The sequence below is a fragment of the Caulobacter segnis genome (assembly GCF_031454995.1).
In the GTDB taxonomy this organism is placed as follows: Bacteria; Pseudomonadota; Alphaproteobacteria; order Caulobacterales; family Caulobacteraceae; genus Caulobacter; species Caulobacter segnis_E.
Genome location: NZ_JAVDRV010000002.1, coordinates 991,331 through 1,008,666, shown reverse-complemented (window position 1 = coordinate 1,008,666; position 17,336 = coordinate 991,331). Strand labels below are relative to the sequence as shown.

Annotated in this window: 15 protein-coding genes; 5 read left to right on the top strand and 10 right to left on the bottom strand. The window is 65.6% G+C overall.

Annotated features, from left to right (window positions below; genetic code table 11):
• Window positions 1-371: 371 nt before the first annotated feature.
• The 10 genes from J2728_RS10725 to fucP form a co-directional block, all read right to left on the bottom strand.
• The gene (locus tag J2728_RS10725) at window positions 372-1,124 is read right to left on the bottom strand and encodes an IclR family transcriptional regulator (RefSeq protein ID WP_309998962.1); all 753 of its coding nucleotides are present in this window, start codon (window positions 1,122-1,124) and stop codon (window positions 372-374) included.
• 119 nt (window positions 1,125-1,243) lie between these two features.
• Entirely contained in the window at window positions 1,244-1,591 is a 348-nt protein-coding gene (locus J2728_RS10720) for an L-rhamnose mutarotase (RefSeq protein ID WP_309998959.1), read from the bottom strand.
• Window positions 1,592-1,595: 4 nt separating this feature from the next.
• The gene (locus J2728_RS10715) at window positions 1,596-2,447 is read right to left on the bottom strand and encodes a fumarylacetoacetate hydrolase family protein (protein ID WP_309998956.1); all 852 of its coding nucleotides are present in this window, start codon (window positions 2,445-2,447) and stop codon (window positions 1,596-1,598) included.
• A gap of 22 nt (window positions 2,448-2,469) precedes the next feature.
• Complete coding sequence (locus J2728_RS10710) at window positions 2,470-3,198, bottom strand: SDR family oxidoreductase (protein WP_309998954.1); 729 nt, start codon at window positions 3,196-3,198, stop codon at window positions 2,470-2,472.
• An 11-nt stretch (window positions 3,199-3,209) separates the two neighbouring features.
• A complete protein-coding gene (locus J2728_RS10705; RefSeq protein ID WP_309998953.1) occupies window positions 3,210-4,415 on the bottom strand; it encodes a UxaA family hydrolase in 1,206 nt (401 codons plus the stop codon).
• Entirely contained in the window at window positions 4,412-4,708 is a 297-nt protein-coding gene (locus J2728_RS10700) for a UxaA family hydrolase (RefSeq protein WP_309998951.1), read from the bottom strand. Before J2728_RS10700 ends, J2728_RS10705 begins: the two co-directional genes overlap by 4 nt.
• Window positions 4,705-5,709 (bottom strand): aldo/keto reductase, encoded by a 1,005-nt coding sequence (locus J2728_RS10695; RefSeq protein ID WP_309998948.1) that lies wholly within the window; start codon window positions 5,707-5,709, stop codon window positions 4,705-4,707. Before J2728_RS10695 ends, J2728_RS10700 begins: the two co-directional genes overlap by 4 nt.
• Entirely contained in the window at window positions 5,706-6,542 is an 837-nt protein-coding gene (locus J2728_RS10690) for an amidohydrolase family protein (RefSeq protein WP_309998946.1), read from the bottom strand. The genes J2728_RS10695 and J2728_RS10690 overlap by 4 nt, the downstream gene beginning before the upstream one ends.
• The gene (locus J2728_RS10685) at window positions 6,536-7,549 is read right to left on the bottom strand and encodes a zinc-binding alcohol dehydrogenase family protein (RefSeq protein ID WP_309998945.1); all 1,014 of its coding nucleotides are present in this window, start codon (window positions 7,547-7,549) and stop codon (window positions 6,536-6,538) included. The genes J2728_RS10690 and J2728_RS10685 overlap by 7 nt, the downstream gene beginning before the upstream one ends.
• Window position 7,550: 1 nt before the next feature.
• Entirely contained in the window at window positions 7,551-8,819 is a 1,269-nt protein-coding gene (fucP, locus tag J2728_RS10680) for an L-fucose:H+ symporter permease (RefSeq protein ID WP_309998944.1), read from the bottom strand.
• Between the two features lie 194 nt (window positions 8,820-9,013).
• On the opposite strand from fucP, the gene J2728_RS10675 reads away from it, so the two are divergent.
• The 5 genes from J2728_RS10675 (at window position 9,014) to J2728_RS10655 (ending at window position 17,256) form a co-directional block, all read left to right on the top strand.
• Entirely contained in the window at window positions 9,014-10,666 is a 1,653-nt protein-coding gene (locus J2728_RS10675; RefSeq protein ID WP_309998942.1) for an alpha-L-fucosidase, read from the top strand.
• 59 nt (window positions 10,667-10,725) lie between these two features.
• On the top strand, window positions 10,726-11,649 hold the full coding sequence (locus tag J2728_RS10670) for a family 43 glycosylhydrolase (protein ID WP_309998941.1): 924 nt from the start codon (window positions 10,726-10,728) through the stop codon (window positions 11,647-11,649).
• Window positions 11,650-11,685: 36 nt separating this feature from the next.
• Window positions 11,686-13,038 carry a glycoside hydrolase family 27 protein gene (locus tag J2728_RS10665; RefSeq protein WP_309998939.1) on the top strand — a complete coding sequence of 451 codons (1,353 nt, stop codon included), beginning with the start codon at window positions 11,686-11,688 and terminating at the stop codon, window positions 13,036-13,038.
• A 173-nt stretch (window positions 13,039-13,211) separates the two neighbouring features.
• On the top strand, window positions 13,212-14,252 hold the full coding sequence (locus tag J2728_RS10660; protein ID WP_309998938.1) for a LacI family DNA-binding transcriptional regulator: 1,041 nt from the start codon (window positions 13,212-13,214) through the stop codon (window positions 14,250-14,252).
• 154 nt (window positions 14,253-14,406) lie between these two features.
• Entirely contained in the window at window positions 14,407-17,256 is a 2,850-nt protein-coding gene (locus tag J2728_RS10655; protein WP_309998937.1) for a TonB-dependent receptor, read from the top strand.
• The last annotated feature ends 80 nt before the right edge of the window (window positions 17,257-17,336 follow it).

Genomic DNA, 17,336 nt, shown 5'->3' with positions numbered 1-17,336 from the left:
GCCTGACCGCTTATGTTCCCCAACGCGATCGGCCATGTCGTATTTCTCATATAAATATCTTTTTTTAAATGAAACTTTGTGTCCGCTGGGGATTAATTCGCATAACGAATTGAAATTTAAGTGAAAAATTTGAAGCAACCTCTGCGGTGCGCACCTGATTTTTAATCTGGGGTTGTGATGTTTGGCCGGTGCACGCCAATTTGGTCAGGCCAAAATGGGTCGCGCCATGGGTTCGCCATTCAACGACTCACCGCTCCTGGATCAACGAGGAGCGATCGATTGCATCTTGGTGACGAAACCTGCGGGCGCGCAAAAACGCGCTTTGCGCGTATTCAAGGGACGCGAAGCGGCGGTTGTTGTGGCGGGAGCCTCTAGCTCACGCCTTGTATCTCGCTCGATATCAGGCGAGCGGTCGCGCGGAGCAGTTCTACCGCGGTTTCGAGAGGGCGCGCGCCTTTGCGAGCCATGTAGGGCATGGTGAGCGCCGCGGCCGCCGCGCCATCGACCACGACGGGGGCGGATATGTCCACGACGCCCGGTGTAAGATCGCTTTCGGCGCGCCAGTAGCCTTGCGTCGCCACCTGCGCGGCGTCGGCCAGGAAACGTTCCCGACCGGCTTGATCGACGCCCGAGAAAATCTCGCCATGCCATCGGCGCTGGACCGCCTCGGGCTGGAAAGCATACAGCACCATGCCCGACGTTGCTTCAACGATGGGACGACGATGGCCCGTACGCACCGAATATCCGAAGTAGCCGGGGTTCTCGATGCGGGCGACCACCACGATCTCGTCGCGTGAGACGATAGCCAGATGGCAAGACTGCTCGGCGTCGGCGGCGAGATCGCGCATCGGGGGCAGGGCGGCTTCGAGCAGGTTCTTCACGGGAGCGCGCGCCATGCCGAGCGTGAACAGCCGGTTCGTCAGCTGATAGCCATCGCCGGATGGCGTCGCCTCGATGAAGCCTTTGAACTCCAGCACGTGGATCATGCGGAAGAGCTCGCCGACCGAGCGGCCAAGGGCCACGGAGATCTGCGACAGGGTCATGGCCTGCCCGTGCTGAGCAAGCAGGTCGAGTATGTCCAGACCCTTCTCGAGGGCGGGGGCTGTGTACTTGCGTTCGGTCAAGCCAGGTTCCTACGCGTTCGCATGATGGCTGTGGCGTGATCTTCTAACGCCTTGCAAGCCCGCAAGCGACGCCGATCGCTATTGGGTCAGGCTTCTTGCAAGTCAGGTCGCGGGCGTTCCTAGGATGGTTGTTGGCTCAGGGCGTAGATGCGTCGCATCGCCACCCACTTCTCGCCAGGCGCGGCGTTTGGCAGGGGGCGTTGAAATTCCCACATCAGGCGCTCCCAGGCTTGAACATCCTCGCTGGCCATGTCTGCGGCGGCCTTGGCTTCGGGCGAGAAGCCAGGCCCCGTTTCCATGATCATGAAAAGGCGGTCGTGGGCGCGCCAGATCTCCATGTCGACGATGTCGGCGTCGCGGATGGACCGCGTCACCGCCGCGGGAACGGCGCCCGGCGCATGCCAGGCCTCGTAACGGGCGATGGCGTCGGCGTCGTCGACGAGGTCCAGGGCAAGGCAATGGCGCATCGTGTCAGACCCGCGTCTCGACGACGACCGTCTGGCGCTGGGCGCCCAGGCCTTCGATGCCAAGCTCCATCACGTCTCCGGGGACGAGATATCGCGGCGGCTTCTGTCCCATGCCGACGCCCGGCGGCGTGCCGGTCGAGATGATGTCGCCAGGCTGCAGGCTCATGAAGCGCGAGACGTAAGAGACCAGGAAGGCGGGCTTGAAGACCATGGTCTTGGTCGAGCCGTTCTGGAAGAGCTCCCCGTTGACCTTCAGCCACATGCCGAGGTTCTCGACGTCGCCGGCCTCGTCCTTGGTGACCAGCCACGGGCCGGTCGGGCCAAAGGTGTCGCAGCCCTTGCCCTTGTCCCAGGTGCCAGTGCCGTCGATCTGGAAGGCGCGCTCGGACACGTCGTTGATCACGCAATAGCCGGCGACGTGCTCCAAGGCCCGCTCTTCGGAGACATAGCGGGTCTCCGTGCCGACCACGACGCCCAGCTCGACTTCCCAGTCCAGCTTGGTCGAGCCGATCGGCTGGATGACATCGTCGTCCGGACCGCAGATAGCGCTGGTGGCCTTGGTGAAGATGACCGGCTCGGTCGGCACGGGCAGGCCGCTTTCGGCGGCGTGATCGGCGTAGTTCAGGCCGATGCAGATGAACTTGCCGACGCGACCGACGCAGGGACCCAGGCGGCCAGGAGCGGTGACCAACGGAAGGCTGACGGGATCGAGCTCCGCCAGCTTGGCGAGGCTGTCGGGAGAGAGCGCGGCGCCGTCGATGTCGCGCACGACACCCGAGAGGTCGCGCACCTGGCCTTGGTCGTCCAGCAGGCCGGGACGTTCTTGGCCCACGGGGCCATAACGGAGAAGCTTCATCGGTTGTGTCTCCTGGCGGTGATCAGTTGATCCAGCCGCCGTCGATGATGTGGATCTGGCCGGTGGTGAAGGCGGATTCGTCGCTGGCGAGATAGAGCGCTAGCTGCGCCAATTCCTCGGGCTTGCCCAGGCGTCCCATGGGCTGGCGGGCGGTGAAGGCGTCACGGGCGGCCGCGTAGTCTCCGGTGTCGGCCAGTCGCTGGTTGAGCGACGGGGTGTCGACGGTGCCGGGGCAGATGGCGTTGCAGCGAATGCCTTGCGCCACGAAGTCGGCGGCCACGGCCTTGGTCAGGCCGATGACGGCGGCCTTGGTCGCGCCGTAGGCGAAGCGGTTAGGCACGCCTTTGATCGAGCTGGCCACCGAGGCCATGTTGATGATCGAGCCGCCGCCCGCCGCCAGCATGGCCGGCAGGAAGGCGCGAATGGCGCGGTATTGCGCCGTGACGTTCAGGTCGTTGGACAGCGCCCAGGCCTTCTCGTCGCAGTCCAGAATGGTGCCGGAGTGGACGTAGCCCGCGCAATTGAACAGGATGTCGATCGCGCCGAGTTCGGCCGCCAGCGCCGTGATCGCTTCCGGATTCAGGACGTCCAGCTTGCGCGGCTCGCAACCCTGGACTCCCTCCAGCAGGGCTTCATTGATATCGGTGGCGATCACCCGCGCGCCTTCACGCGCGAACAGTTCGGCGCTCGCCTTGCCGATGCCCTGCGCGGCCGCCGTAACCAGGGCGGTCTTGCCGGTTAGTCTTCCCATGATGCTGTTCCTTAGCTCGCGCGCCGAAGCGGCAGGCAGGCCGGACCGATGGGGTCGAAGGCCTTGTAGGTTAAAATGAATTCCTGATGGCCGAGGGCTTCGGACACGGTCCGCTCGCCGCCGGCGACGGCCAGGACCAGGTCGAAGATTTCGTCGCCGACCTCGTCCAGGGTTCCGCGGCCCTCCATGATCCGACCGGCGTCGATATCCATGTCGCCCGAGAGCTTGCGATAGGTCTCGGGATTGGCGCAGACCTTGATCACCGGGGAGATCGCCGAGCCGACCACCGAGCCGCGTCCCGTCGTGAACAGGGTCAGGTGAGCGCCGCAGGCGATCAGCTCGACGATCTCGGCGTTGTCGGAGATGTTCGGGAAGCCGTACCGAACCTCGCCGTCGGGGACGACGTCCAGCAGGTATAGCCCCCCTGTCGGAGGCTGGTCGCCGGGCTTGAGAATGCCGACGATCGGGGCCGAGCCCGACTTGGAATAGGCCCCCATCGACTTCTCTTCCTGGGTCGTCAGGCCGCCCTCGGCGTTGCCCGGTGCGAAGCTGCCGTAGCCCATCACGGTGTAGTAGGCCTCGGCCTTTCGAACGCTGGCCTCGAGCTCCGCGCCCAGTTCGGGCGTGATCGCGCGGCTGGCCATGATCTTCTCGCAGCCGACCAGTTCGCCCGTCTCTTCAAAGACGCAGGCCGCGCCCGCCGCGCCCAGACGATCGAAAGCGCGCCCCACGGCCGGATTGGCCGTGATGCCCGAGGTGCCGTCCGAGCCGCCGCAGATCGTACCGATCACCAGCTCGGACACCGCCATGGGGACGCGTGGCGTGGCGGCGGCCTTGGCCTTGAGACGGGCCACCGCCTCGACGCCCTTGCGGATCGTGTCGGCCGTGCCACCGCTCTCCTGGATGACCAGGGTCTCCACAGGCCGACCGCTGGCGGTGACGGCCGCTGCGAGCGCCTCGCGGTTGAAGCTCTCGCAGCCCAGCGAGACCAACAGGATGCCGCCAACGTTCGGGTGCGTGCCGATCGCCTGCATGACTTTCAGGGCATAGGCGTTTGGATAGCAGCCCGGGAAGCCGATCAGGTGTACGTCGGGATCGTCGCTTCGGGTGACGATGGTCCGCGCCACGTGGTGGGCGCACTCGACCAGATAGGCCACGGCCACGACGTTGCGGATCCCCTTGCGGCCGTCGGCGCGCAGGTAGCCTTGGATACTCATGCCTGGTCCTCGCCTGTGGCCTGTCGCGTGTGGCTGGCGATGTAGTCGCTCTTCATGTTGTGCATGTGGACGTGTTCGCCTGGCGCCGCGGCGACGGTCATCGAACCGATCGGGGCGCCGTATTTCATCACCTTCTCGCCGACCGACAGGGCGCGGCGGGCGATCTTATGGCCGACCGACACGTCGCCGGCGGCGACAATGGACTGGCCCTCGATCTCCAGTCGCTGGCCCGCCTGGATCGGGGCGGCCAGCACCAGGATGTTGTCGTCCGGATGCAGCAGAACGACGCTCATGCGGTTATCTCGTCTTCGGGGAAGGGCGCTTCGGCGTGGAGCAATCCGGCCTGACGCAAGTCGCGCCAGAACGCCGCCGGGATCGGCGCGTCCAGCCAGTCTAGGGCTTGGTTCACCTGAGCCGCTGAGGCCAAGCCGGGAATGACGCTGATCACGGCCGGATGGGCGAGCGGAAAGCGCAGGGCCGCGGCCGGCAGGGCGACGCCGTGGTCTCGGCAGACAGACCGCAGACGCGCCACGCGCTCGACAATCTCCTTGGGCGCGGGCTCGTAGTTATAGTGCAACGGCGCGCCCGAGGCCGCGTCCTCGACGAGGATCCCCGAATTGAAAGGACCGCCGACGATCACCGACACGCCCTTGGCGGCGCAGGTCGGCAGGAAACTATCGAGCGCCGATTGCTCCAGCAGCGTGTAGCGACCGGCCAGCAGGAAGACATCGAAATCAGCATGGGCGGAGGCCTCTAGGCAAACCTCCCACTCATTCACGCCCAGGCCGATGGCCCCGGCGAGGCCCGCCTCGCGCAATTCGACCATCGCCCGGTAGCCACCCTCGATGAACGCCTTCAGTTGCGCTGGATGAGCGTCGCCATGGGTCATGCGGCCCAGGTCGTGGGCCAACAGCACGTCCACCCGCTCGCGTCCCAGACGCGCGAGGCTGGCCTCGAACGCCGCCATCACGCCATCGTAGCTGTAATCGAAGACGGGCTCGAACGGCGCGGCGCCGGCGAACCCATGCCGCACGGTGTCATCCGGCGCGTCGATGGGTTCGAGGCGGCGGCCCACCTTGGTCGAAATCCGAGCGGAGCCGGGGAGCAGGTTTCCCAGCCGGCTCTCGCTGAGGCCAAAGCCGTAGTGGGGCGCGGTATCGAAATAGTCGAGGCCCGCGACGAGCGCGGCGTCGACCGCCGCCCGAGCGGTCTCGTCCGAGACCGGCGTGTAGAGATTCCCGAGCGCCGCGGCGCCAAAGCCGAGACGGGGCAGACTGGGTTGACGAGGTTTCATTGGAGGCCCGCATCCAGGCGATAGAACCGACGGGCGACGTCCGAGAACACCGCCTGGGCGAACGGCGGGGCGCGCAGGGCGGGGAAGCTTCTCGCTTGCTCGAGCCAGGCGGCGTAGTCCGCCGCGAGATCGACCACGGGCCAGTCACTGCCCCACATCAAACGATCCGGCCCAAACAGCGCGATCAACCGGTCGACATAGGGTGTGATGGCCTCGGGCGGCTGATCGGGTCTCGCCTCGGTCAGCAGGCCCGAGAGCTTGCAATGCACTTGGGGCAGGGCGGCGAGCCGCGACATCGCCTCGGCCCATTCGTCGAACGCGTCGCCAGCGATCGGCGGCTTGGCGCCGTGGTCGATCACGATCCGCAGATCGGGCCACCTTGTCGCCAAGGTTAGGAGGTGCGGCAGGTGCCGCGTGAAGACGAGGGCGTCCAGCGACAGATCGCGCGCCACCAGGGCGTCGATCGCCGGGGCCAGATCGGGGCGCGCGATCCAGGCGTCGTCGGGTAGGTCCTGCAGCATGGGCCGCACGCCCTTGAACTTTGGATGCGCGGAGAGCGCGGCGATCCTGGCGGGCGCGAGCGGCGACTGAAGGTCGACCCAGCCGACAACGCCAAGAATGAGCGGCTCGTCGTTGGCCAGCCGCAGCAGCCAATCGGTGTCGGCGTCGCTGGGCTGAGACTGGACCGTCACCGCGCCGACCAGATCCGAACCCGCCGCGACGCGCAGATCCCGAGGCCCGTAGTCCCGATGGATCGCGGGGAGATCGGGTGTCGGCCAGACACAATCGTTTTGGCCGATGCGCCAGAAGTGCTGGTGGGCGTCGATCAGCACGATACGATCGCCTTGATCACGCCAGCCTCGGGCTCCATCCAATGGGGCAGATCGGTGGGGAGATCGGCCAACCGACCGCTATGGGTGTTCAGGGCGCGCGTCGGCGCCTTGCCGGCGCGGATAGTCTCCACCACCATCTCGAAGTCTTCCAGCGTGGCGTTGCGGCTGGCCAACAGCGTGGTTTCGCGCTTGTGGAATTCGGGGTCGGAGAACGTGATGTCGGCGCTGACGACCGAGATCAGGACGTAGGCCCCGCCGTGGCCGACATAGGCGAACCCCGCTTCCATGGCCTTCGGATTGCCGGTCGCGTCGAAGACCACATCGAAGAAGTCGCCTTCCGTCAGCGCGCCGAGCTCGCCAGCGGAGTCCGGGCCAAGATCGACGGTATGGTCGACGCCGATATGTTCGGCGCAGAAGTCCAGGCGATCGCGCCGGCCGTCCAGTGCCGTGACGACCCCGCCCGCGAGCTTGGCGAACAGCGCGGCCGCGATGCCGATGGGGCCCGCTCCGACGACGAGGACGCTTTGTCCGGGCTTGATCTGGGCGCGCCGCACCGCGTGGGCTCCGATGGCCAGGAACTCAACCATGGCCGCTTCGTCCAGCGTTAGTCCCGTGGCCTTGCCCACGAACCCCGCAGGGACGCAGAGATACTCCGCCAGGCCGCCATCCACGTGGACGCCGAGCACCTGAATGTTCCGGCAGCAGTTCGGCTTGTCCTTCCGGCATGCCGAACAGTGGCCGCACGACATGTACGGCATGATGTAAACGGCCTCGCCGGGCGCGAGATCGACGCCAGCCGGGGCCGAGACCACCTCTCCCGCCAACTCGTGTCCCATGATCCGCGGGTAGGCGAGATAGGGCTGGGTGCCGCGGAAGATGTGCATGTCCGTGCCGCAGACGCCGACGCGGCGAATCCGCACCAGAACCTCGCCCTCGGCCGGAACGGGCCGCGGGCGTTGCTCCAGAACCAGTTCGCCCGGTGCTGTGCAAACCAGGGTGTTCATCATGCTAGGGCGCCTTCGGTGCGGTAGTGGTGTCCATCGTCAACGCCGCTCGCGCCGCGAACAGGCCGTAAGCGGCGACGACCGCGAAGCAGACGCTGGGGACGAGGATGGCGTGGTTGATGGCGCTGAGATCGGAGATCGCGCCCATCAGGGCGGTGAAGACCGCGCCGCCGATGATCGCCATGACCAGGAATGACGAACCGGTCTTGGTCAGGGGGCCGAGGCCCTTGATCGCCGTCGCGAAGATGGTCGGGAACATGATCGACATGAAGAAGCTGGTCGCGGCCAGGGCGAGAAGGCCGGCCTTGCCGCCGGCGAGCGCAGCGAAAAGCGTCAGGACCGTATTGATCGCCGCGAACGCCGCCATCAGCCGGGTCGGGCTGATCTTGCCCATCGCCGCGGTTCCCGCGAAGCGTCCAGCCATGAAGCCGACGAGAGACCAGGTGAGGTACGTCGCGGCGACCTTCTCGCCCATGCCGACTTCGTGCTGGGCGTAGCGGATCATGTAGCTCCAGACGCCAACCTGGGCGCCGACGTAGAAGAACTGGGCCATCACACCGAACAGAAAACGCGGGCGCCGGAACAGGGCGGCGATAGCCGCGCCAGCCGAGGGCGCGTTGGCGACGTCTTCCGGCGGCGGCCGGGTGGCGGCGGCGGGGAAACGCGTGAAGGCCACGAGCGCCGCCCAGCCGAAGACGACGGCGGCGATCACCAGGTAGGGAATCTGGGTCGATCGGGCCTCTTGCGCCTGGAAAGCCGCCAATTGCGCCGCGCTCATGGCGTCAAACTGCGCCTTGGTCGGCTCGACGCCCGACAGGATGAACTGACCGCCTAGGAGGACCGCCGTGATGGAGCCCAGCGGATTGAAGGCCTGGGCGAAGTTCAGGCGGCGTTCGGAGGTCGCGGGATCGCCCAGGACGGTGATCAGCGGATTGGCCGAGGTTTCAAGGAACGCCAAACCCGACGCGATGACGAACAGAGCGGCCAGAAACAGGGGGTACTGCAGAACCGCGGAAGCCGGATAGAACATCAGGGCGCCAAGGCCGAACAGGCCCAGGCCCACCAGAACCGCGACCTTGTAGCCATATCGCCTCATGACGATCGAGGCGGGCAGGGCGAGAAAGAAGTACCCGAGATAGAAGGCGGACTGCACGAGGCCCGACTGCAGATCCGAGAGGAAGAACGCCTTCTTCAGGTGGGGGATCAGCACGTCGTTCAGATTGTTCGCGACTCCCCAAAGGAAGAACAGCGCTATGATAATTCCCTGGGTCAACAGCGACCCTTCTTGACGTGCTCTCGTCATTTTCCCTCCGAAACCCTCCGACGCCTTCGCGTTCTCGTGCGGGCGATCAAAATCGCCGGAGTTGCGTTATCGCTGGTAAAAAGCATTGCATCAATGAAATTTTTAGGTAGGCAAGATCACGTGCGGCGGCGCGAATGACCGGTGCGCCAGAACTGGGGAGCGCTATGAAGCCTACGAGACGCGATCTTTTCGGCGGAGTCGCCGCCGCGAGCATGGCCGCCGCGAGCGCGCGAGCGGAGACGCTAACGCCGCCTGGCTTCGACAGGATCGCCGACGGGCCCTTCAAGCCGACCTGGGAGTCGCTGAACGCCGGCTACGTCGCGCCGGACTGGTTCCGGGACGCCAAGTTCGGCCTCTGGGCGCACTGGGGCCCGCAATGCGTGCCCGAGGCCGGCGACTGGTACGCCCGCGGCATGTATGAGCAAGGCAGCGCGGCTTACGAACATCACCTGAAGACCTACGGCCATCCCGCCGATACGGGCTTCATGGAAATCTACCCGAAGTGGCGGGCGGAGAACTGGAACCCGGACGATCTGCTCGATCTCTATGTGAAGGCCGGGGCCAAGTACTTCGTGGCCATGGCCAACCACCACGACAACTTCGACGCCTACGATTCCAAGTTCCACGACTGGAACAGCGTCCGCGTCGGTCCCAAGAAGGACATCATCGGCGCTTGGGAGAAGGCGGCCCGTAAGCGCGGCCTGCGGTTCGGCGTCTCGAACCACTCGGCGCACGCCTGGCACTGGTTCCAGACCGCCTATGGCTACGACCCAGAGGGGCCTCGCAAAGGCGAGCGCTACGACGCCTTCAAGCGGTTCAAAGCCGACGGCCTGGGAACTTGGTGGGAGGGCCTCGATCCGCAGGAGCTCTACTGCGGCGCGGTGATGCCGCTCCCGCCGGGCGTCACCAGCATCGCCGAAGCCAACAAGTGGCACGAGGCCAACGATGGCGCCTGGAACGAAAAGGCGCCGTTGAACAATCCGGCCTTCGTTCGCCAGTGGTATCTGCGCTGCAAGGACCTGATCGACAGCTACAAGCCCGACCTCGTCTATTTCGACAACTTCGACCTACCGCTCGAGCAAGCTGGCTTGGACGTCACGGCGCACTACTACAACGCCTCGATGGGCTGGCATGGCGGCAAGATGGAGGTCGTGGTCAATATCAAGCCCGGTGATCGCAAGGTTCCCGGCGTCGTCGCCGACGTCGAGCGCGGCCTGCGCGCCGAGATCAGCCCCACGCCCTGGCAGACCGACACCTGTCTTGGGTCTTGGCACTACAGCCGCGAGATCTTCGAAAAGAAGCGCTATCGGCCGGCCGCCGAGGTCATCCATCGCCTGTGCGACATCGTCTCCAAGAACGGCAACCTGTTGCTGAGCGTGCCGGTGCGCGGCGACGGCACGATCGACTCCGAGGAGCGTCGCATCGTCGAGGAGATTGGCGGCTGGATGGGTCGGTTCTCCGACGCGATCCATGGGACGCGGCCTTGGGTGATCTACGGCGAGGGACCGACCTCCGTGGTCACCGGCATGTTCAGCGAGGGTAAGCAGGAGCCTTTCACCGCGAAGGACATCCGCTTCACCACCAAGGGCAAGGCGCTTTACGCCCTGACGCTTGGTCGGCCAGAGGGAGGGCAGGTGAGCGTCCTCTCGCTCGCCCAGGGCGGCCCCCACGCGCGGCGCGCGGTCAAGCGGGTCACCTTGGCGGGCGATAAGACGCCTTTGCCGTTCCGCCAGGATCGTGCTGGCCTGCACGTCACGGTGCCCGACGCCGCGCTGCATCCGTTCGGCGTGGCCTTGCGGATCGACGGTGTGCTTTAGCGGGTAGCCATGCGCCTCGCCGGCATCGGCGAGGCCAGCGCCCTAGGGGATTGCGAAACATGACCTGGAAAAAAGCCGTTCTGAGCGGCCTGGCGGTCGCGGCTCTGGCGGCGCTTCCGGCCTATGCGGCCGAGCCGATCACCCCGCGCTTCAGCGCTGATCCTTCGCCCCATTCGTTCGGCGGGCGCTACTATGTGTACGCCACCGACGACGCCTCGAACTCGGGAACCTATTGGGACTCCACGACGTGGCGCCTCTACGTGTCCAAGGATCTCGAGCACTGGAAGGACGCGGGCGCCTTCATGTCCGTGACGGCCTTCAAGTGGGCTAGGCCCGACGCCAAGGCCTGGGCGCCGGAAGCCGCGCACCGCGATGGTCGCTACTACTTCTACGCTCCGGTGGGCGGCGACAAGATCGGGGTCGCCGTGGCGTCGCGGCCCGAGGGACCGTTCGTCGACGCCATCGGCGCGCCCTTGGTCGACAAGGCGCGTGACGCCAACGCCGGCGCCGAGCCGATCGATCCCCAGGTGCTGATCGACGACGACGGCCAAGCCTATCTCGTGTTCGGCACGCGGGTCCCCAAGATCGTCAAGCTGGGCGCCGACATGATCAGCCTAGCCGGCCCGATCGAGGACCTGGTGGTCACCGGCTTTCCCGCCGACGATCCCAAGAAGAAGTATGGCGAGGCTCCGTTCCTGCATAAGCGGAACGGCCTCTATTACTTCAGCTTCTCGACTGGCTGGCCGGGCCAGATCGTCTACGCCGTCTCCAAGTCGCCGATGGGGCCTTACGCCTACAAGGGCGTGATCCTGGACTATCTGAAGATCTCGACCAACCATCAGGCCATTCTGGACGCCAAGGGCCGTAGCTGGTTGTTCTACCACGACAACCTGCTGCCCGGCGGCGGCGACCATCGCCGATCCATCACCGTGGCGCCGCTGACCTACGCCCCGGACGGCGCGATCAATGAGGTCAAGCCCTGAGCGCCTGAACACGCGACCTGGAGCAACGGAGTTCGCATGACGCCCTTGAATACAAACCGCCGGACCTTGCTTGGTGGGGCGGCTCTGTTGAGCGCCGCTCCGGGCGTGGCGCTGTCGAAGCCCCGGGCGCGCAAATCGCCGTTGCTGGCGCCGACGCCGCCCATGGGCTGGAACAGCTGGAACAGTTTCGCGACCACGATCACCGAGGCGCAAACGCTGGAGCAGGCGAGGATCATGGCGCGCGAGCTGCTGCCCGCCGGCTATGACATCCTGACCGTCGACATCCAGTGGTACGAGCCCAGCGCTAGCAGCTATCAGTACGCGGCCAAGCCGATCCCGACGATGGACGCGCATGGCCGTCTGCTGCCCGCGCTCAATCGCTTTCCCTCAGCGACCGACGGCAAGGGGTTCAGGCCTTTGGCCGACAAGGTGCGCGCCTTGGGGCTTCGGTTCGGGGTCCACCTGATGCGCGGCGCGCCGCGCCTAGCGGTAGAGCGGGGGCTGAAGGTCAAGGGAACCAACATCGCCATCGCCGACATCGTCGATCGCGACAGCGTCTGCTCGTGGAACCCGGACATGTACGGCGTCGATATGCGCAAGCCCGGCGCCCAGGCCTACTATGACAGCGTGTTCGCGCTGCTGGCCTCGTGGGGCGTCGACTTCGTCAAGGTCGATGACCTGAGCCGGCCCTACGACGCCCACATGGCCGAAATCGAGGCGATCCATCGCGCGATCGGCCGGACGGGAAGGCCAATGATCCTGTCGATGTCTCCGGGCGAAACGCCGGTGCTCCGGGGCGAGCATGCGCGCCGCCACGCTCAGATGTGGCGCATCTCGGACGATTTCTGGGATGACTGGAAGATGCTGGACGCCCAGTTCACCCGACTGGAGAACTGGTCGCCTTACATCGGGGAAGGCGGCTGGCCCGACGCGGACATGCTGCCTCTGGGACGTCTGGCGCTGGGGGAGCGCGACACCAAGTTCACGCCGGACGAACAGCGCACCCTGATGACCCTTTGGTCCATCGCCCGCTCGCCGTTGATCATGGGCGGCGACCTGCGCCACCTGGACGCGCCGACCAAGTCGCTGCTGACCAATCCCGAGGTGATCGCGGTCAATCAGACGTCCAGCGCGAATCGACCGCACTTCGTCGAGGATGATGTTCGCGTCTGGACAGCGCGCGCCTCGAACAGAGACGCCTACCTCGCGCTGTTCAACACTGGCGACAAGCCGCGGACCGTCGGCGTGTCGCTGGGCCTCCTGGGCCTGCCCGCGAGCGTGCGGGTGCGCGACCTCTGGAGTCGAAACGACATCGGGCGCGCCGGGGGGAGGGTCCAAGCGGACCTGCCGCCCCATGGCGCGGGCCTCTATCGCTTGAGCGCGGTGTAGGGCGTTTCCGGGGCGGCTCGACGCGGGCCGGCCTCGCCAAATCAAGGGGGCGGGGCTGAAACCCGTTGTCGCGAAACGGTCCATCGGTTGGCCCGTTTTCAAGCCGCGCGCGTGAAGCGCTTGTACCGCTCGGATTTCCTGATCATCTTCCGGACCTTCGAGAGGGGGATGATTTGACCGGCAAGAGACCGACCATCGATGACGTCGCCCGCTTGTCGGGCGTGGCGCGCGTGACGGTGTCGCGGGTTCTCAACGGCGGTCAAAATGTCCGTGACGAAGTCCGGGCGCGCGTGATGCAGGCCGTCGAGCGGCTGGACTACAAGGTCAATCCGCAAGCCCGCAGTCTCGCTGGCGGAGCCAGTCGCCTACTCGCCTTTGTCTTCGCGTCCGATCCCGAAAGCGATCCGAACTCATATTATGAGGCCGCGCTGGAGTTGGGCGCGCTACGCGCCTGCCTGGCTCTGGGCTATCAAATGCTGGTCCAGAATGTTCCTGATCGGACGCCTGACTGCCACAAGCGCATCCTGGAGCTCATCACCGCTCAGCGGTGCGAGGGCCTTATCCTCGCGCCGCCCTACAGCGATGACATGATCCTGATCGAAGCCGTGTTGGCCCAGGGGTGCAAGGTGGTCACGGTGTCCCCGGGTGGGGGGAGTCGGGGGCGCTTCGACGGCGTCGGCGTCGATGACGAGGCCGGCGGTTACGACGTCGCTGTCGAACTCTTGGGTCTTGGGCACAGCCGGTTCGGCTTTCTCGCCGGGATCGAGGATCACCTTTCAGCCAATCTGCGCCTGAAAGGGTTCCAGCGCGCTCTGGCCGAGAGAGGGTTGGATCAAGCCGAATATGTCGTCTTGCGTGGTGACTTCACCTTTCGCTCCGGAACGCATCTGGCGGCGCGACTATTGGATCATCCGCTAAGACCGACCGCTATCGTCTGCGCCAATGACGACATGGCTGCCGGCGCCCTGTCGGCCGCCCACGCACGGGGCCTCACCATTCCGCGCGACCTGTCGATCACCGGCTTTGATGACGCGCCCGTCGCGGCGATCGTTTGGCCGCCTCTGACGACGGTGCATCAGCCGGTTAAGGCGTTGGGGCAGCGAGCGGTCGAGCTTTTGGTCGCGCGGCTGAACGGAACGAATATCGAGCCCGCGCCCGTGTTCCACCAACTGGATCACGCCCTCGTTCGCCGGCAGACCACGGCGCCCAACTAGACGTCGTTCGGCCCATGGTTTCCGGCTTGACAACGTTGTCGGCTCAAATGCAAATGGAAGCGCTTCCATGGAAGCGCTTCCACGGCCTATCATGGGTCGCAAGACAATAAGACGTCGCCCGCGCGGGGCGACCTTCGGAGGGGAGAAAGCTCAAATGCGAAATCGCAGTGGCGCGCGCGCGTCCATCCAGAAATTCTACGTCAGCACCTCGGTCGCCGCGATCAGCCTGGCCATCGCCGGCTCGGCTTGGGCCCAGCAGGCCTCCGAGGCGGGAACGCAAGGCGACGATACGGTCGAAGCCATTGTCGTCACGGGCATCCGCGCCGGCATCCAAAACTCGATCAACATCAAGAAGAACGAGACCTCGATCGTCGAAGCCGTTTCGGCCGAGGACATCGGCAAGCTGCCGGACGTCTCCATCGCCGAGTCGATCGCCCGTCTTCCCGGCCTTGCCGCCCAACGCGTCAACGGCCGCGCCCAGGTGATCTCGATCCGGGGTCTGGCGCCCGACTTCACGACCACTCTGCTGAATGGCCGTCAGCAGGCCAGCTCGGGCGACAACCGCGCCGTCGAGTTCGACCAGTATCCGTCCGAGCTGCTGTCCAGCGTCGTCATCTACAAGACGCCCGACGCCCAGGTCTCGGGCATGGGCCTTTCGGGCACCGCCGACCTGCGCACCGTCCGCCCGCTGGAGTACGGCAAGCGCGTCCTGGCCGTGAACCTGCGCGGCGAGAAGACGTCGGGCAAGAAGCTGAACGATGACTCTCGCAACACGGGTGGCCGCTTCAGCGTCAGCTATATCAACCAGTTCGCCGACGATAAGATCGGCGTGGCCCTGGGCTACGCCCATCTGGATTCGCCTTCGCAGGTGAAGCGCTACAAGGCCTACGGCTACGAAGCCTTCCCACCTGAATCGACTTCGCCCGACAGCGCAGACGGCGCGCTGATGCTGAACGGCCAGGAGATCATGGCTGTCTCGCGCAACAACAAGCGTGACGCGGTCATCGGCATCTTCGAGTACCAGCCGAACGACCGAATCCACTCGACACTCGATCTCTACTACTCGACCTTCAAACAGAAGGAGACGACGCGCGGCGCCCAGTGGTTCTCGAACCCGTACGCCGACGGCGTGACCTATTCGAACGTCACGACCGGCGACGTGGGCGGCTCGAAGTTCGCCACCGGCGGCACGCTGAACCACGGCGTGCCGATCGTGCGCAACGACTACAATACGCGCCAGGACCAGCTGTTCGCGGCTGGCTTCAACAACGAATTCCAGCTGACCGAAAAGACCAAGCTGGTCGCCGATCTGTCCTATTCGTCCAACAAGCGAAAGGAACAGATCATGGAGACGTACGCGGGCTATGGCCGCGGCGTCGGCGGCGTCACTCCGGCCACGCCGGACGTGGGTCGCACCTACGACACGATCGGCTTCAAGGTCGCCGACAACGGCTTCTCGCAATATGACGAGGGTCTGAACTACGCCGACGCCAGCAAGGTCACGCTGGGCGACCGCGCGCCCTGGGGCGGCTGGGGCCACGACGGCGCGATCCGCTATCCGCACGTGAAGGAGGACGTCACCGCCGTGGACGTCCGCCTTGAGCACGAGCTGGACGGGTTCATCACGCAAGTGTCGGGCGGGGTGAACTACACCAAGCGCGACAAGGGCAAGACCGTCTCTGACAACGACCTGTTCCTCAAGAACGGTCGCCAGCAGGTCTATGTCGACGCCGCCGACCTGGTCTCGCCGACCAATCTAGGCTTCGCCGGCTTCGGCGATGTACTCTCGGTCAAGATCGGCGACGTCTGGAAGAAGTACTACAACTCCGCGCCGATCTTGGACGCCAACTACTACGACAAGAATTGGGACATCACCGAGGAGGTCGCGACCTTCTTCGCCAAGGCCAATTTCCAGGCCGGCGACCTGCGCGGCAACGTCGGCGTCCAGGTGGTCAAGCAGAAGCAGGAGTCCAGCGGCGTCGTGATCAACGGCCTCGCCTCCGGTCAACCGATCGTCCCCACCCGGATCAATGCCAAGGACGACTACACCGACGTCCTGCCCAGCATGAACCTGATCTACGACCTGGGCGGCGGCCATCGCCTCCGCTTCGCCCTGTCCAAGACCATGGCCCGTCCGCGCATGGACGACATGCGCGCGAACGTGACGCCCGGCTTCAATGGCCTGGTCTGCTCCAGCCAGCCCTGCGGGCCGGGCACGACGGTCAATCCTTGGTCTGCCTCGGGCGGCAACCCGCACCTGAAGCCTTGGATGGCCAAGGCGGCGGACCTCGCCTACGAGTGGTACGTCAGCCCCGCGACCTATGTGTCGGTGGCCGGTTTCTACAAGAAGCTCGACACCTACATCTACCAGCAGTCGGGCACGTTCGACTTCACGGGCATCCCGCTGCCGCCGGGGGCGAATATTCCGGCCGGCACCACGATCAACAACATCGGACAGATCACCCTGCCGGCCAACGGCAACGGCGGCACGGTCAAGGGGCTCGAGTTCAGCGGCGCGCTCGATTTCGGCCAGTTCGCCGATCTGATGAAGGGCTTCGGCGTCCAGGGCAGCCTGTCGCTGACCAAGTCGAACCTCAATCCCACGACCAGCACCGATCCCAAGCAGAAGGTCCGTATCCCGGGCCTGTCGGGCACGGTCTACAACGTCACCGGCTATTACGAGCGCGGGGGCTTCCAGGCGCGCATCAGCCAGCGCTACCGCTCGGCCTTCAAGGGCGAGGTGGTGCAGTTGTTCGCGACACGGGGCTTCACCGAGATCCTGGCCGACAAGCAGGTCGACGCCCAGATCGGCTACACCTTCCAAGAAGGTCCGCTGGAGAACCTCGGCGTCCTCCTTCAGGTCAACAACCTGACCAACTCGCCCTATCGGACGCGTCTGGGCCTCGACGACGGCGGGACCAAGACCAGCAACGGCGGTTCGTTGCCGGAGACCTACGAGAAGTACGGCCGCCAGTTCCTGTTCGGCGTCAACTATCGGTTCTAGGCGCAAGGCCGAGCCCGCCGCGCCCCCCTTGCGGTCGGGTTCGCCAGCTTGGAACCATCGGAGGCGGGGCCGCTCAGCCA

Coding starts and splice junctions, on each gene's coding strand:
- J2728_RS10715 (WP_309998956.1), bottom strand. CDS start 2,447: ATGAAGCTTCTCCGTTATGGCCCCGTGGGCCAAGAACGTCCCGGCCTG.
- J2728_RS10705 (WP_309998953.1), bottom strand. CDS start 4,415: ATGAGTATCCAAGGCTACCTGCGCGCCGACGGCCGCAAGGGGATCCGC.
- J2728_RS10695 (WP_309998948.1), bottom strand. CDS start 5,709: ATGAAACCTCGTCAACCCAGTCTGCCCCGTCTCGGCTTTGGCGCCGCG.
- J2728_RS10655 (WP_309998937.1), top strand. CDS start 14,407: ATGCGAAATCGCAGTGGCGCGCGCGCGTCCATCCAGAAATTCTACGTC.
- J2728_RS10710 (WP_309998954.1), bottom strand. CDS start 3,198: ATGGGAAGACTAACCGGCAAGACCGCCCTGGTTACGGCGGCCGCGCAG.
- J2728_RS10720 (WP_309998959.1), bottom strand. CDS start 1,591: ATGCGCCATTGCCTTGCCCTGGACCTCGTCGACGACGCCGACGCCATC.
- J2728_RS10665 (WP_309998939.1), top strand. CDS start 11,686: ATGACGCCCTTGAATACAAACCGCCGGACCTTGCTTGGTGGGGCGGCT.
- J2728_RS10675 (WP_309998942.1), top strand. CDS start 9,014: ATGAAGCCTACGAGACGCGATCTTTTCGGCGGAGTCGCCGCCGCGAGC.
- J2728_RS10700 (WP_309998951.1), bottom strand. CDS start 4,708: ATGAGCGTCGTTCTGCTGCATCCGGACGACAACATCCTGGTGCTGGCC.
- J2728_RS10685 (WP_309998945.1), bottom strand. CDS start 7,549: ATGATGAACACCCTGGTTTGCACAGCACCGGGCGAACTGGTTCTGGAG.
- J2728_RS10670 (WP_309998941.1), top strand. CDS start 10,726: ATGACCTGGAAAAAAGCCGTTCTGAGCGGCCTGGCGGTCGCGGCTCTG.